The sequence below is a fragment of the Streptomyces chromofuscus genome (assembly GCF_015160875.1).
Classification (GTDB): Bacteria; Actinomycetota; Actinomycetes; order Streptomycetales; family Streptomycetaceae; genus Streptomyces; species Streptomyces chromofuscus.
The window spans coordinates 6,093,246-6,107,558 of record NZ_CP063374.1 but is presented as its reverse complement, the minus strand read 5'-3'; the positions used below and the strand labels follow the sequence as shown (position 1 = coordinate 6,107,558).

Genomic DNA, 14,313 nt, shown 5'->3' with positions numbered 1-14,313 from the left:
TACGCCGCCCGCAACGGCCTTCGACACCCCGGTCCCCCAACCCGCGACCGGCACCGCGACGACCCGGACACGGGGCCCGGTCGGGCTCGGCAACGGGCCCGCCGACTGCTCGACCACCTGCTCGTTCTGCCGGTCCGCGCATTCGCTTCCGCACACCTACGACCGGTACGTCGCCGTCACCGGCTCGGCATCGAAGAGGCATCCGTTCACGACCCGGAGCCACGTCTCCCTCCGCCACATTTCGCGGCCGAACAGCTCGTGCGGGGCCCCAACCGTGGACGACACGACACCCAGGATGATCACACAATGGAAGCGCCCCGCATGAGCACTGTCGCATTCGTGAACGATGGAGCGGGGGGCGGAGCCGGGGCGCGAGGACATCGCGCCGCACGGCGCCGGGCGACCGGACGTCACGGCTCCGGCAGTCCCCACGACGTCGAGCTTGTGCTCGCGACGGATCCCACGCACGCACAGACGGTCGTGAACCCCGTGGGATCACAGGCAGGCGCCCTCAAGCAGCACCGTCAGGCCGACGCCCTCATCCACTCCGGCAGCCCCTCCGTCCGCTCCACCCACTGCGCGGGCGGCGCTCCGGCCTTCCCCGAGGCGAGGACTCCGCCCACGATGGCGCAGGTGGTGTCGACGTCGCCGCCGGCCTGCGCGGTCGTCCAGAACGCCTGCTCGAAGTCGCCCAGGGAGCGCGCGGCCGACCAGAGGGCGAACGGCACGGTGTCATGGGCCGTCGTACGCCGTCCGCAGCCCAGGACCGCCGCGACCGTCGCCGGATCGCCGTAGTCGAGCATGTCCCGGGCACGACGCAGCCCGGCACCCACGGCGCTCTTGGGCACGAGGGCGACGACGTCGTCGAGCAGTCCCTCGGGGCTGGGCGGTCCGGCCGGGGCGGCGATCAACGCCGCGGCCGCCGCGACGGCCATGGCCCCCACCACGGCCTCACGGTGCTGGTGGGTGGGGTAGGCGGAGATCTCCGCCTGGTGCGTGGCCTGCTCGGGGTCGTCGGCGTACCAGGCGCCCAGCGGGGCGATGCGCATGGCGGCGCCGTTGCCCCAGGAGCCCTGGCCGTTGAAGAGGGCGGCGGACAGCTCGCGCCAGTCGCCGCCTTCCCGGATCAGCCGCAGCAGCCGGTTGACGGCGGGGCCGTAGCCGCGGTCGAAGTCGTGGTGCTCGGCGAAGGAGCGGGCGAGGGCGTCCTGGTCGATGCGCCGGTGGGCGGCGAGGACGGCGACCACGGAGCAGGCCATCTCCGTGTCGTCGGTCCACTGCCAGGGCCCGGGCGGCAGCTCGCGCCGCTTGAGCAGCGGGTAGTTGACCGGCACGAAGAACTGGGAACCCAGCGCGTCCCCCACCGCGAGTCCGCGCAGGCTGGCCAGGGCGCGGTCCAGGCGCCCGCCGGGAGAGGAGTCGGTCATTGCCCTGCCACTCTATTCGGTGATCCCGTACGGTTCCGGATCTCGCCAGCGTTCGAACGGCCGGTCCAGCGTGTACTTGCCGTCGTCCCCCAGAACGAGCATCCGTATCTCGCCGTTCCCAGGATTGGACAGCGACTCGAATTCGGCGACCGTCCAGTGGAACCAGCGCATGCAGAACAGCCGCATGGCCAGGCCGTGCGTCACCAGCAGCACGTTCGGCGGGTGATCGGGCGCCTCGAAGCTGCGGTACAGGCTCTCCAGGAAGCCGCCGACCCGGTCGTACACGTCGGCGCCGCTCTCGCCCTGCGCGAAGCGGTAGAAGAAGTGCCCATAGGCGTCTCGGTAGGCCTTCTGCAGTCGTACGTCGTCGCAGTCCTGCCAGTTTCCCCAGTCCTGTTCCCGCAGCCGGGGCTCCTCCCGGACGCGTATGAGATCGGGGTCGAGGTGGAAGGCGCGGAGCGTCTCATGGGTACGGCGATAGGGCGAGACGTACACGCTGACGCGTTCCCGCCCGAACACCTCCCGGAGCCGCTTGCCGGACTCCTCCGCCTGTTGCCAACCGCGTTCGGTCAGTGGCAGTGCGTGATCGGGCTCGCGCTCGTAGACGGAGTCATCAACGTTGCCCGTCGACTCGCCGTGCCGGACAAGGACGATGCGCCGTGGTCGTGCCATGCCAAAACCCTAGATCGGGCGACGCCGGTTCGAGCACTCGTACGGGGCTTGTACGGCGTAGGTCACACGGTTCCGGCACCCTGCGCCACACCGGGCGCACACATCGTGAGTGTGGACCTCACACGATCCACGTGGGCTCCAGCTCCACGATGTCGCCGGTGAGGGCCGCCACGTCGGCCTCCGTCTGGGCCCGCAGGGCGAGCCGCTCCACGCGCTCGGTACGGTACTTGCCGTGCTCGGCGGCCGACCGCCACATCGACAGGACCATGAACTCGTGCCCCGGGGCCTCCGCGAACAGCCCGCGGATCATCCCGGGCGAGCCGGCCATCGCGGGATTCCAGACCTTCTCCTGCATCAGCGTGAAGTTCTCCACGCGCTCCTCGTGCACGCGGCACAGGGCGACCCGGACGAGGTCGGCGTCCGTGAAGCGCGGCTCGAAGCCCGTCTTCACGTCGAAGCGGTAGTCGAAGAGCCGGACCTGCGCGTCCTTGAAGGTGCCGGACTGGGCCGCGGCCAGCCGGTCGTGGGAGCGGGCCATGAAGGAGTCGTAGAAGGCACGGCTTTCCCAGAAGGCGAAGATGTGCGCCACCGAGGGCCGCCCCCGGCTCCAGCCTCCGCCCTGTCCCCGAAATCCCGGCTCCCCCAGAAGCCCCGCCCACTTTCGCTGTCCCCGCTCGAACCCCCGGCGGTCCACCACGGTGCAGCGAATCCACTTGACCAGCACCGCGCCATCGTAAGGCCACGGGCGTGGCGCCGGTCACGTCCCGACGCGGCGCACACGCGCACGCCCACCCGCGCGCGTGGCAGGATGGACAACCATCTTGGGCCGCCCGGCAGTTCGGGCTGCCGGCACACGGGAAGGGGGACGTCCGATGAGCGGCATCACCAAGGGGATCCGCAAGGTCGAGATCGCAGTGAAGTGGGACCCGAGTACGGCGGACCAGCCACCGACCGATCTGGACATAGTGGCCGCCACCTATACGGAGAGCGATCCCCATGGCGACCCCGCCTATGTGGTCCACTTCGACAGCCGCTCCCCGGACGGCACCATCACGCTCAACCGGGACAGCAAGGACGGCAAGGGCTTCGGCTGGGACGAGGTCCTGACGGTGGAACTCGACCGGCTCGACCCGCGCTACGCGCGCGTGGTGGTCGGCGTCATCATCCAGCAGCGCCCCGCCCGCCGCACCTTCGTCAGCGTGATCAAGCCGTCCCTGCGCATCCGCGAGGGCTACACCGACCTCGCCACCGACGACTTCGGCGACGTCCTCGGCTCCACGGCGGCACGCGTGGCGGAGTTCGTGCGCGGCGACGCCGGGGCGTGGGACTTCCACCCGGGCGTCCACGGCTTCGAGGACGACCCCGCCACCTTCACCAGGACGATGGGCCACGGGCCCACCCCGTAACCGCCCGGCGATCGCGCACGGGTTGAACACGTACGACGACGAGGGGCGCCGGCACGGAGCCGGCGCCCCTCGTCCTCAGTGACTACCCGTCAGGCGTCAGCTGCAGCCGCTCGTCGAGCCGCAGCCCTCGCAGATGTAGCAGGAACCGGCGCGCTGCATCTTCGTGCCGCAGGAGAAGCACAGAGGGGCGTCGGCCTGGATGCCCAGCTGCATCTCCACCAGTTCGGCGCTGGTGTGGGCCTGCTTGGGGGCGGGCTTGGCCGCCTCCACCTCGGCCGTCGGCGTGGCGACCGCCTTCAGCTCCTGGGCGCGCGGCGCCGACTGGGCCAGGCCCTCGACGTCGACGTCCTCCTCCAGCGGCTCGTACGAACCGGTCTCCAGGTGACGCTGGCGCTCCTCGGCGGAGTGGATGCCGAGCGCGGAGCGCGTCTCGAAGGGCAGGAAGTCCAGCGCCAGGCGGCGGAAGATGTAGTCGACGATCGACTGGGCCATGCGGACGTCCGGGTCGTCGGTCATGCCCGCCGGCTCGAAGCGCATGTTGGTGAACTTCGAGACGTACGTCTCCAGCGGCACGCCGTACTGGAGGCCGACGGAGACCGCGATGGAGAAGGCGTCCATCATGCCCGCAAGGGTCGAGCCCTGCTTGGACATCTTCAAGAAGACCTCGCCGAGACCGTCGTCCGGGTAGGAGTTGGCGGTCATGTAACCCTCGGCACCGCCGACGGTGAAGGACGTGGTGATGCCGGGGCGTCCCTTCGGGAGGCGCTTGCGGACCGGGCGGTACTCGACGACCTTCTCGACCGTCTCGCGGATCGTCGCCTCGGCCTTCTCCGTGACCTCGGCCTTCTCCTTCTCCTTGGTCTTGGCGGAGAGCGGCTGGCCGACCTTGCAGTTGTCGCGGTAGATGGCGAGGGCCTTGATGCCCATCTTCCAGGCCTCGAAGTAGATCTCCTCGACCTCCTCGACGGTCGCCGTCTCCGGCATGTTGACCGTCTTGGACAGGGCGCCGGAGATCCACGGCTGGATGGCGGCCATCATGCGGACGTGGCCCATCGGGGAGATGGCGCGCTCGCCCATGGCGCAGTCGAACACCTCGTAGTGCTCGGGCTTGAGACCCGGGGCGTCGATCACGTTGCCGTGCTCGGCGATGTGGGCGACGATCGCCTCGATCTGCTCCTCCTGGTAGCCCAGGCGGCGCAGGGCCTGCGGGACGGTGCCGTTGACGATCTGCATCGAGCCGCCGCCGACCAGCTTCTTGAACTTGACCAGGGCGAGGTCGGGCTCGAGACCGGTGGTGTCGCAGGACATCGCGAGACCGATGGTGCCGGTCGGGGCGATGACGGACGCCTGGGAGTTACGGAAACCGTTCTTCTCGCCGAGGCGCAGCACGTCCTGCCAGGCCTCCGTGGCGGCGGCCCAGATCGGCGTGTCCAGGTCGTCCATGCGGACGGCCGTGCCGTTGGCGTCGGAGTGCTGCTTCATGACGCGGTTGTGGGCATCGGCGTTGCGGGCGTAGCCGTCGTACGGGCCGACGACCGCGGCGAGCTCGGCGGAGCGCCGGTAGGCCGTGCCGGTCATCAGGGAGGTGACGGCACCGGCGAGGGCGCGGCCGCCGTCGGAGTCGTACGCGTGGCCGGTCGCCATCAGCAGGGCGCCGAGGTTGGCGTAGCCGATGCCGAGCTGGCGGAACGCGCGGGTGTTCTCGCCGATCTTCTGGGTCGGGAAGTCCGCGAAGCAGATGGAGATGTCCATCGCGGTGATGACCAGCTCGACGACCTTGGCGAAGCGCTCGACCTCGAAGGACTGGTTGCCCTTGCCGTCGTCCTTGAGGAACTTCATCAGGTTCAGCGAGGCCAGGTTGCAGGACGTGTTGTCCAGGTGCATGTACTCGCTGCAGGGGTTCGAGCCGTTGATGCGGCCGGACTCCGGGCAGGTGTGCCAGTGGTTGATGGTGTCGTCGTACTGAATGCCCGGGTCGGCGCAGGCCCAGGCGGCCTCGGCCATCTTGCGGAACAGGGCCTTGGCGTCGACCTCCTCGATGACCTCACCGGTCATGCGGGCACGCAGGCCGAACTTGCCGCCGCTCTCGACGGCCTTCATGAACGCGTCGTTCACGCGGACCGAGTTGTTGGCGTTCTGGTACTGGACGGAGGTGATGTCCTCGCCGCCCAGGTCCATGTCGAAGCCCGCGTCGCGCAGGGCGCGGATCTTCTCCTCTTCCTTCACCTTGGTCTCGATGAAGTCCTCGATGTCGGGGTGGTCGACGTCGAGGATGACCATCTTGGCGGCACGGCGGGTGGCGCCGCCCGACTTGATCGTTCCTGCGGAGGCGTCGGCGCCTCGCATGAAGGAGACGGGACCGGAGGCGTTGCCGCCGGAGGAGAGCAGCTCCTTGGAGGAGCGGATGCGGGACAGGTTCAGGCCGGCGCCGGAGCCGCCCTTGAAGATCATGCCCTCTTCCTTGTACCAGTCGAGGATCGACTCCATGGAGTCGTCGACGGACAGGATGAAGCAGGCGGAGACCTGCTGGGGTTGCGGGGTGCCGACGTTGAACCAGACGGGGCTGTTGAAGCTGAAGATCTGGTGCAGGAGGGCGTACGCCAGCTCGTGCTCGAAGATCTCGGCGTCGGCGGGCGAGGCGAAGTACTTGTAGTCCTCGCCGGCCTTCCGGTACGTCTTCACGATGCGGTCGATCAGCTGCCTGAGGCTGGTCTCGCGCTGCGGGGTGCCTACGGCACCGCGGAAGTACTTGCTGGTGACGATGTTGACCGCGTTCACCGACCAGAAGTCGGGGAACTCGACGCCACGCTGCTCGAAATTGACCGAGCCGTCGCGCCAGTTGGTCATGACGACGTCACGGCGCTCCCAGGCCACCTCGTCGTACGGGTGCACGCCGGGGGTGGTGTGGATGCGCTCGATACGCAGCCCCTTGGTGGCCTTGGTGCCCTTCGCTCGGGAACCTCGTGCCGGGCCGCTCGCCGTCTCTGTCATGCCGCCTCCCTGTACGGGCGAAAACGCCCTGAAGTGCTCCGATGTTCCCGAAGCACGGTGTTCTGTCATGTGTTGCGGGCCCCTCTCGCTGCCGCCCGCAACAGGTCTTCGATCGCCGCCGACCCGGCCGGTCCGGATGCCGCCTCCGGTCCCGGCCGCCGTTCAGTCGGCGGCGCGGGCGGGCTCGGGGAGCTGAGCAGCCCCTCCGGACCCGCGGTCGTCCTCCGGGCTCCCCGTACCGCCGTCCTCGTCGTCCGCGGCGGAGAGTTCCGGCTGTTGCCTCAGTTCCGCGATCGCCGCCTCGAAGTCCTCCAGCGACTCGAACGCCCGGTAGACGGACGCGAAGCGCAGATAGGCGACGAGGTCGAGCTCCTGCAGCGGGCCGAGTATGGCCAGCCCCACGTCATGGGTGGTCAGCTCGGCGCTCCCGGTGGCCCGCACGGCCTCCTCGACCCGCTGGCCGAGCTGAGCGAGTGCGTCCTCGGTGACGGGCCGCCCCTGACATGCCTTGCGCACGCCGTTGATGATCTTGGTGCGGCTGAAGGGCTCGGTGACTCCGGACCGCTTGACCACCATGAGCGAACACGTCTCCACGGTCGTGAAACGACGGGAGCAGTCCGGGCACTGGCGGCGCCTGCGGATCGACGTGCCGTCGTCGGTCGTACGACTGTCGACCACACGGCTGTCGGGGTGCCTGCAGAAGGGGCAGTGCATGTACTCCAACCCTCCTCACAGCAGACTCAATAGCCTCAAAAGACCCTCGGGCCCCTCGAAGCGAGCACAAGCATAGGCGATGATCGGGCGGCCAAAGACCGGGGGGACCACAACTTCTGGGCTGCTGTAGCCATCCAACCACTAGATGTGGGGATCGGCCCGTACATCCGCCCAGCCACGCGTGTCGACGGGCGCACCACCTGCCCGTATGCGCGCGTGCGGCACCCAGGGCGTGTCGGCGGCGCGGCCGTATTGCTTCGGCACGTGGGGAGATACCGTGAGCGCCGCACGGAGAAGAGGTGGGACTCCGACGCGAACGGGGGCCGGTGCCCGGTCAACGGGGCGGCGGATGGCAGACTGGGCCCCGTCCTCACGAGGGCTCGACCCGGCGGTGAAGAGTACAACAATGGGCGCTTTCGCCCGCAGGGTGCCGCGTTGGCCATACACCCGGACACATGATCGCGTCCGGCGATTCGCACTTTTTCACTCGAACGTGTGTTTGGCGCAACCTTTCGAAAGCAACTACCGTTGTCCTGCAGGGAGACCATCGAGAGGGGCCGACGTGACCACCACCGCAGACAGTGCCATCACTGCCCAGGACCGCTCCCAGGGCCGACTCGAGCCGGTGCATGCGATGAACGAAGCCACGAATCCAGAGGCGCACAAGCGCTCCCTGCCGGGCCGACCTCCAGGCATCCGGGCGGACAGCTCCGGGCTGACCGACCGGCAACGCCGGGTGATCGAGGTCATCAGGGACTCCGTGCAGCGGCGCGGCTACCCGCCGTCGATGCGGGAGATCGGCCAGGCGGTCGGCCTGTCCAGCACGTCCTCCGTGGCGCACCAGCTGATGGCACTGGAGCGCAAGGGGTTTCTGCGCCGTGACCCGCACCGTCCGCGCGCGTACGAGGTGCGTGGCTCGGACCAGGCCGCTTCGGTGCAGCCGACGGACACCGCGGGCAAGCCCGCCGCGTCGTACGTCCCGCTGGTCGGCCGGATCGCCGCCGGTGGCCCGATCCTGGCCGAGGAGTCGGTCGAGGACGTCTTCCCGCTGCCCCGGCAGCTCGTCGGTGACGGCGAGCTGTTCGTGCTGAAGGTCGTCGGTGACTCGATGATCGAGGCGGCGATCTGCGACGGCGACTGGGTCACCGTCCGCCGCCAGCCGGTCGCCGAGAACGGTGACATCGTGGCCGCCATGCTCGACGGCGAGGCCACCGTCAAGCGCTTCAAGCGCGAGGACGGCCACGTCTGGCTGCTGCCGCACAACTCGGCCTACGAGCCCATTCCGGGCGACGACGCGACGATCCTAGGCAAGGTGGTCGCCGTACTGCGCCGGGTGTGACGCCCGTCGCGGGCGGCCCTCTCGCGTCCGCCCTCCCCTGACCGGGCCCCGGAACCTCTGCGCCGGTTCCGGGGTCCTGTGCTGTCTGCGCCCGCGCCGGGTTCGGGGGCGTCTTCGCCGGAGGCGTCTTAATCGGGGGCGTCTTCGGAGGCTTCTGCGAGGCTGGGCGACCTGCGTGGTGCACCCCGGAGCGAGTCGCCCCCTGCGCGGTGCCGCCCCGCAGGGGGCGACTGGGTAGGCGAGGCCGCCCCGCGCGTCGTGCCGCCTCGGCGGGCTTCTCACCGGCGTAGGCCTCCGCGGTCGCGCCACCCCGGCGACCTCTCATGGAGACGCTCGCGCACTCGAGGCATCCGACGGTACCTCGGAGACACTCGCCCTCGGCAGCTTCACGCCACCCCGGCGGTCCCTCAGAGACGCTCACCCCACGCCTCTCCACCCAGCGGCACTCCAGGCACACGCACCCCGGCCCTCACGCCACCCCGACGACCCCTCCGAGACGCTCGCCCCACGCGTACCGTGACCCCGGCGACCCGCACGGCGGCGTACCGGCCGGCCTGTCACGCCGAATCGCCCTGTCGTTCATGGGGCCGGCTGCGCTTCCTTCTGCTGGGCCGCCGCGTCGATCGCGGCCAGCGACTTCCGGACCTGGTTGCGGTCCGTCGTGTACCAGAAGTCGGGCAGTGACGCCTTCAGATAGCTCCCGTAGCGTGCCGTGGCCAGCCGCTGGTCCAGGACGGCGACGACACCGCGGTCCCCCGAGGCCCGGACGAGGCGGCCCGCGCCCTGCGCCATCAGCAGGGCCGCGTGCGTGGCGGCGACCGCCATGAAGCCGTTGCCGCCGGCGTCCTCCACCGCCTTCTGGCGGGCGCTCATCAGCGGGTCGTCCGGACGCGGGAACGGGATCTTGTCCATGACGACCAGCTGACAGCTCGGTCCGGGCACGTCCACGCCCTGCCAGAGCGACAGCGTCCCGAAAAGGCACGTCTTCGGATCGGCGGCGAAGTTCTTGATCAGCTCGCCCAGGGTCTCCTCGCCCTGGAGGAGGATCGGGAACTCGGGAATCCGGGAGCGCAGTTCCTCGGCGGCCAGCTGGGCGGCCCGCATCGAGGAGAACAGGCCGAGGGTGCGCCCGCCCGCCGCCTGGATCAGCTCCGTCAGCTCGTCCAGCATGTCCGCCCGATCGCCGTCTCGCGCGGGGCGGGACAGGTGCTTGGCGACGTAGAGGATGCCCTGCTTCGGGTAGTCGAACGGCGAGCCGACGTCGGCGCCCTTCCACTGGGGCAGGTCGTCACCCTCGGTGCCCTCGGGGGCCAGTCCCAGGGACGCGCCGACGCCGTTGAAGTCGCCGCCCAGCTTCAGGGTCGCGGAGGTGAGGATCACGGAACGGTCCGTGAAGAGCTTCTCCCGCAGCAAGCCGGAGACCGACATCGGGGCGACGCGGAGGGACGCGCCGAACCGGTCGTGGCGCTCGTACCAGACGACGTCCCACTCCGAGCCATGGGTGATGCGCTCCGCCACGTCGTGCACCGACTCCACGGAGGCCAGCGCCTGCTTGCGGACCGCGTCCTCGTCCTGGACGGACTTGTCACGGGTCGCGCCGATCGCGGAGATGACCGTGCGGCAGGCGTCGCGCAGCGCCGTCAGCGCGTACCCGAGGTCCTCCGGGATCTCCTCCAGCCGGCCGGGCAGGGCCAGCTCCATCAGCCGCTCGAAGCCCTCGGCGGCGGTCTGGAGCTGGTCGGCGGCCTTCTCGTTGACGAGTTTCGCGGCCCGCCGGACGGCGCGGTTGACCTGGCCGGGGGTCAGCTCGCCGGTGGCGACGCCGGTGACGCGGGAGACCAGTTCGTGCGCCTCGTCCACGATCAGCACCTCGTGCTGCGGGAGCACCGGGGCGCCCTCGATGGCGTCGATGGCGAGCAGCGCGTGGTTGGTGACGACGACCTCGGCGAGCTTGGCGCGCTCCCGGGCCATCTCGGCGAAGCACTCGGCGCCGTAGGCGCACTTCGAAGCCCCCAGGCACTCCCGCGACGAGACGGACACCTGGGCCCACGCCCGGTCGGAGACACCCGGCGTGAGATCGTCGCGGTCGCCGCTCTCGGTCTCGTCCGACCAGTCCCGCAGCCGCAGCAGGTCCTGGCCCAGCTTGCTGGTGGGCGCGGCCGCCTCGAACTGGTCGAAGAGGCCCTCCTCCTCGTCCTGCGGAACGCCCTCGTGCAGGCGGTGCAGGCACAGGTAGTTCGACCGGCCCTTCAGCATCGCGAACTCCGGACGGCGGCGCAGCAGCGGGTGCAGCGCCTCGACCGTGCGCGGCAGGTCCCGCTCCACCAGCTGGCGCTGCAGCGCCAGGGTGGCGGTCGCCACGACGACCCGCTCACCGTGCGCGAGCGCGGGCACCAGGTAGCCCAGCGACTTGCCGGTGCCGGTGCCGGCCTGGACGAGCAGATGTGAGCCGTCGTCGATCGCCTCCGCGACGGCTTCGGCCATGGTCACCTGGCCGGGGCGCTCCGTACCGCCGACGGCTGTGACGGCGGCATGCAGGAGTTCGGGGAGTGAGGGCTTCGTCATAGCTCGACCACCCTACGACCCGGCACTGACAAACGGGTGATCACGGTGAGGGCGCGGAGTGCCGTGGATCGCTTGAGTGCGACATCGGATCGGCATGGACCAGTCGTGAATGCAGTGGTGCTGTGGGCGATCGGGACGGGGCGGAGCGGGGCGACGGAAGATCGGGCTGAGGTGCGGTGGCGGGGAATGGGAACCTGTTCGCCGTCTCGTGCGTACTAAAGGCGATGGATCAGTTGCACAGCGCTACATCAGATGACGCAGGGAGCGGTCGCGCATCATGAGGGCGGCCCGCTTGGCGGGCAGGTCGGTCTCGGCGGCGAACCGGAATCCTGCGTTGAGGAAGGCGGCCACGGAGGGGGTGTTGCGAAGGTCGGGTTCCGCGACGACGCGCGCGCAGGCGGGTCGTCTGTCGAGGACGAGGTCCGCGACGGACCGCAGGAGCGTGCTGCCGAGCCCTCGTCCGCGTCTGGCGATGTCGCCGATGAGGAGGTGGATGCCGGTGTCGTGCGGCCGGGCGGGATAGTGGCGGGCCAGTGCGTCGAGGTCGGCGCGGTAGATCTCCCAGTAGCTCATCGGGGTGCCGTCCAGCACGCCGAGGCAGGGGACGCTGCGGCCGTCGCCGGCCAGCTGGGCGTTCAGGTGCTCCTCGGTGACGCTCTGCGTTCCGTCCAGCTGCCAGAAGGCGGCGACGGCGGGGTCGTTCATCCAGTGGCCGATGAGCGGCAGGTCCCGCTCGACGCGTACGGGGACGAGCTGGAAGACGCCCGCGGGTGTGTCGGTCGGGCCCCAGTCGCCGACGTGGTCGAGCAGGTCGTCGGGGACGGGCGGTACGGCTTTCAGCCGTGGCGCCCCCGGGCTCCGCGGCGGGTCCGTGTCGGTTCCCTCCCCGGCGAGGAAGGCGACGAACTCACCGGGCAGACGCAGGTCCAGCGTGTCCTCGGAGTCGGTGTCCTCGGGCGTGTGCTTGCTCTCGCCCGGTACGGGACTCCTGTCCGTGACGGGTGCGGTACCGGCGTCGGCGCTCGCGTCGGTCGGGGGCACGGGGGCTCCTCTCAGGAGGTGGTGTCGGGCGTCGTCCTTGGGGAGGGCGGTGGTTGGCGTCGGTCAGGAATGGAGGGGGTTGGCGATGGTGACATAGACGGACTGGGTGTCCACCGGTCCCACGAGTTCGTCGAGGCCGTGCAGCCGGGTCAGCAGGTTGGCCTTGCACCGCAGGACGGGTGAGTCGAGGAGCAGGGAGGGCAGCGGGGTACGCAACCGGGCGGGGCCGCGGGCGGCGCCTTCGAGAAACCGGCGGAAGCCGGCGAGGAGCAGCCGTTCGTCGGCCAGGTGCTGCGATCCGAACGCGCCGATGAGGCCGAAGACGTTGTTGATCGCCAGGTAGTAGGCGAAGCGCTCGTCGGTGACCGCGTCGGGCACGAAGGTGTCGCTGCGCTCGCCGATGCCCGGCAGCCGGGCGGTGAGTTCCGCGCGCCGGGACTCGCGGAAGTAGTAGCCCTGGTTGTCGCGGTAACGGCCGCCGGCCGGCCAGCCGTCTCGGTCCAGCAGGACCAGCGTGTTCTGCTGGTGTGCCTCCAGGGCGACCCCGGCCTCGCCGTCCAGCCACAGCACGGGACGGACGACCTGTTCGAGGTAGCGCAGGAACCACTCGGCGGCGACGGCTTCGCACGGACGACCGGCCCGGTCGGCGAGCCGCGTGACGACGTCGGCCAGCCGGGACCCTTGTGACGCCCGGCCGGGGTTCGCGGGGCCGGCGGACGGGCCGGACCGGACGTGAGGTCGGGGTGCCGTGAGCCCCGCGACGCAGGAGACGTCGTCCGTGGGCGTGAACGGGTTGTGCCGGATCATCACGTCGAGTCCGCGCACGGGGCGGCCGTCCGGCCCGTCGACGGCGACCCAGGCCGGGTCGCGGACGATGTCGAAGGCGGGGTGGGCGGACTGCCACTGCTGGGACAGCCCGGTGCGGAGCAGGCGATGGACCTCGACACCGCGGTGCAGTTCCTTGCGGAGGTTCTCACGGCGGGAGTTGGTGATGTGCAGGCCCAGCGACAGCTTGAGCATGGCGAGGGCGTGGGCCCGGTAGACGGTGCGGACGGAGGAGGTGGGGTGCCAGGCGGAGCCGTGGGCTCCGAGGTCCCGGAGCAGTCCGGTGTCGAGCAGGGCGGTGACGTCGCCGCGGTGCCCCAGTTCCCGCCACTGCCAGGGGTGCAGGGGCAGCGCGGTGAAGCCGTCGGGCAGGGGCAGGCCGGCTCCGGCCAGGCCAGCGGTGAGCCGGGCCGCGGGGACGGTGCGCCCACGTTCGGTCCAGGCGGAGTCCGTGGCGAGCACGGACGGAGAGACGGCCACCCAGTGCAGGGGGAAGGAATGGCGCGACTCGGGTGAGTAGAGGTGCGCTTCGGCTTCGGTCAGGCCCTCGCGGCTCTTCGGGGCCGGGTGCAGGGGGTGCCCGAGCAGGAGTGCCTGTTCGGCGGCCAGGAAGAGGTCGGGGTCGTCCGCCGGGCGTTGTTCGCGGTCACTGATGAAGGTGGCGACTCGGCGGGCGGAGTCGGCGACACGTGCGACGAGGTCGGCGCCTTCGCTCCGCCCGCGCGGCTGTCCTCCCCCGGGTGCCTCCCGGGCGAGCAGCGCGGCGACGGCGACCGCGTCGAGCGGCGAGGACTCTTCCGGGGCGCCGGCCAGGCGGGGCGGGCCGAAGCGGTGCCATCCCGTGCGGGACCAGTAGTGCACGGGGGCGAGCAGCGCGGTGCCACTGGCGGGGAGCGGGATGCGGAGGGTGCCGTGGTCGGGGGCGGGGAGATCGGTCTCGCGCACCCAGCAGCGCAGCAAGTTCTCCACGGCCGCCGCCTGGGCCGCCGTAGGGGCGTCGGACTGCTCCGGGAGGTCGGTGGCGGTTCCGTTCAGCCGTTCCGCCTGCTGCCGGGCGCCCGGCTGTCCGGGGACCGTCCCGGTCGTCGGCAGGGGGGTGGCACGGGGCTCGCCGCAGCGCCGGGGGGTGGGACGGACACGGCCGTCGGGTGTGGGGGCGGTGGTCAAGACGGTTCCTTGCGGGCTCGGTTCGGCTCTTGGGGACAAGCCGGATGTGCTTTCGGGTGGGGCAAGCCGGTGTGCTCTCGTGCGGGACGGCTGGGACGGTGACGTGCGAACGGGCTGGGGACGGTCACGGGCGGGACGGGCGGGGGGCGGTCACGCATTGAGGGCT

The 14,313-nt window shown here is 70.6% G+C and carries 10 protein-coding genes; 2 read left to right on the top strand and 8 right to left on the bottom strand.

From position 1 onward, the window contains the following. Window positions 1-524: 524 nt before the first annotated feature. The 3 genes from IPT68_RS27555 to IPT68_RS27545 form a co-directional block, all read right to left on the bottom strand. Window positions 525-1,427, bottom strand: coding sequence for an ADP-ribosylglycohydrolase family protein (locus tag IPT68_RS27555; RefSeq protein WP_189698550.1), 903 nt, complete (start codon window positions 1,425-1,427; stop codon window positions 525-527). A gap of 12 nt (window positions 1,428-1,439) precedes the next feature. Further along, entirely contained in the window at window positions 1,440-2,099 is a 660-nt protein-coding gene (locus IPT68_RS27550; protein ID WP_189698549.1) for a histidine phosphatase family protein, read from the bottom strand. A 118-nt stretch (window positions 2,100-2,217) separates the two neighbouring features. After that, window positions 2,218-2,823 (bottom strand): YdbC family protein, encoded by a 606-nt coding sequence (locus tag IPT68_RS27545; protein WP_189698548.1) that lies wholly within the window; start codon window positions 2,821-2,823, stop codon window positions 2,218-2,220. Between the two features lie 148 nt (window positions 2,824-2,971). On the opposite strand from IPT68_RS27545, the gene IPT68_RS27540 reads away from it, so the two are divergent. Further along, the gene (locus tag IPT68_RS27540; RefSeq protein WP_189698547.1) at window positions 2,972-3,505 is read left to right on the top strand and encodes a TerD family protein; all 534 of its coding nucleotides are present in this window, start codon (window positions 2,972-2,974) and stop codon (window positions 3,503-3,505) included. Window positions 3,506-3,601: 96 nt separating this feature from the next. Here the strand turns inward: IPT68_RS27540 and IPT68_RS27535 are convergent, their stop codons facing one another. Beyond that, on the bottom strand, window positions 3,602-6,496 hold the full coding sequence (locus tag IPT68_RS27535) for a vitamin B12-dependent ribonucleotide reductase (protein WP_189698546.1): 2,895 nt from the start codon (window positions 6,494-6,496) through the stop codon (window positions 3,602-3,604). A 162-nt stretch (window positions 6,497-6,658) separates the two neighbouring features. After that, entirely contained in the window at window positions 6,659-7,210 is a 552-nt protein-coding gene (gene nrdR / locus IPT68_RS27530; RefSeq protein ID WP_189698545.1) for a transcriptional regulator NrdR, read from the bottom strand. Window positions 7,211-7,772: 562 nt separating this feature from the next. On the opposite strand from nrdR, the gene lexA reads away from it, so the two are divergent. After that, window positions 7,773-8,549 carry a transcriptional repressor LexA gene (gene lexA, locus IPT68_RS27525; protein WP_189698544.1) on the top strand — a complete coding sequence of 259 codons (777 nt, stop codon included), beginning with the start codon at window positions 7,773-7,775 and terminating at the stop codon, window positions 8,547-8,549. Between the two features lie 579 nt (window positions 8,550-9,128). On the opposite strand, the gene IPT68_RS27520 is transcribed toward lexA, so the two are convergent. The 3 genes from IPT68_RS27520 to IPT68_RS27510 form a co-directional block, all read right to left on the bottom strand. Beyond that, window positions 9,129-11,114, bottom strand: a complete 1,986-nt coding sequence (locus IPT68_RS27520) for an ATP-dependent DNA helicase (protein ID WP_189698543.1) — start codon at window positions 11,112-11,114, stop codon at window positions 9,129-9,131. A gap of 243 nt (window positions 11,115-11,357) precedes the next feature. Then, window positions 11,358-12,155 carry a GNAT family N-acetyltransferase gene (locus tag IPT68_RS27515; RefSeq protein WP_189698542.1) on the bottom strand — a complete coding sequence of 266 codons (798 nt, stop codon included), beginning with the start codon at window positions 12,153-12,155 and terminating at the stop codon, window positions 11,358-11,360. 63 nt (window positions 12,156-12,218) lie between these two features. Beyond that, complete coding sequence (locus IPT68_RS27510) at window positions 12,219-14,147, bottom strand: IucA/IucC family protein (RefSeq protein WP_189698541.1); 1,929 nt, start codon at window positions 14,145-14,147, stop codon at window positions 12,219-12,221. Between the last annotated feature and the right edge of the window lie 166 nt (window positions 14,148-14,313).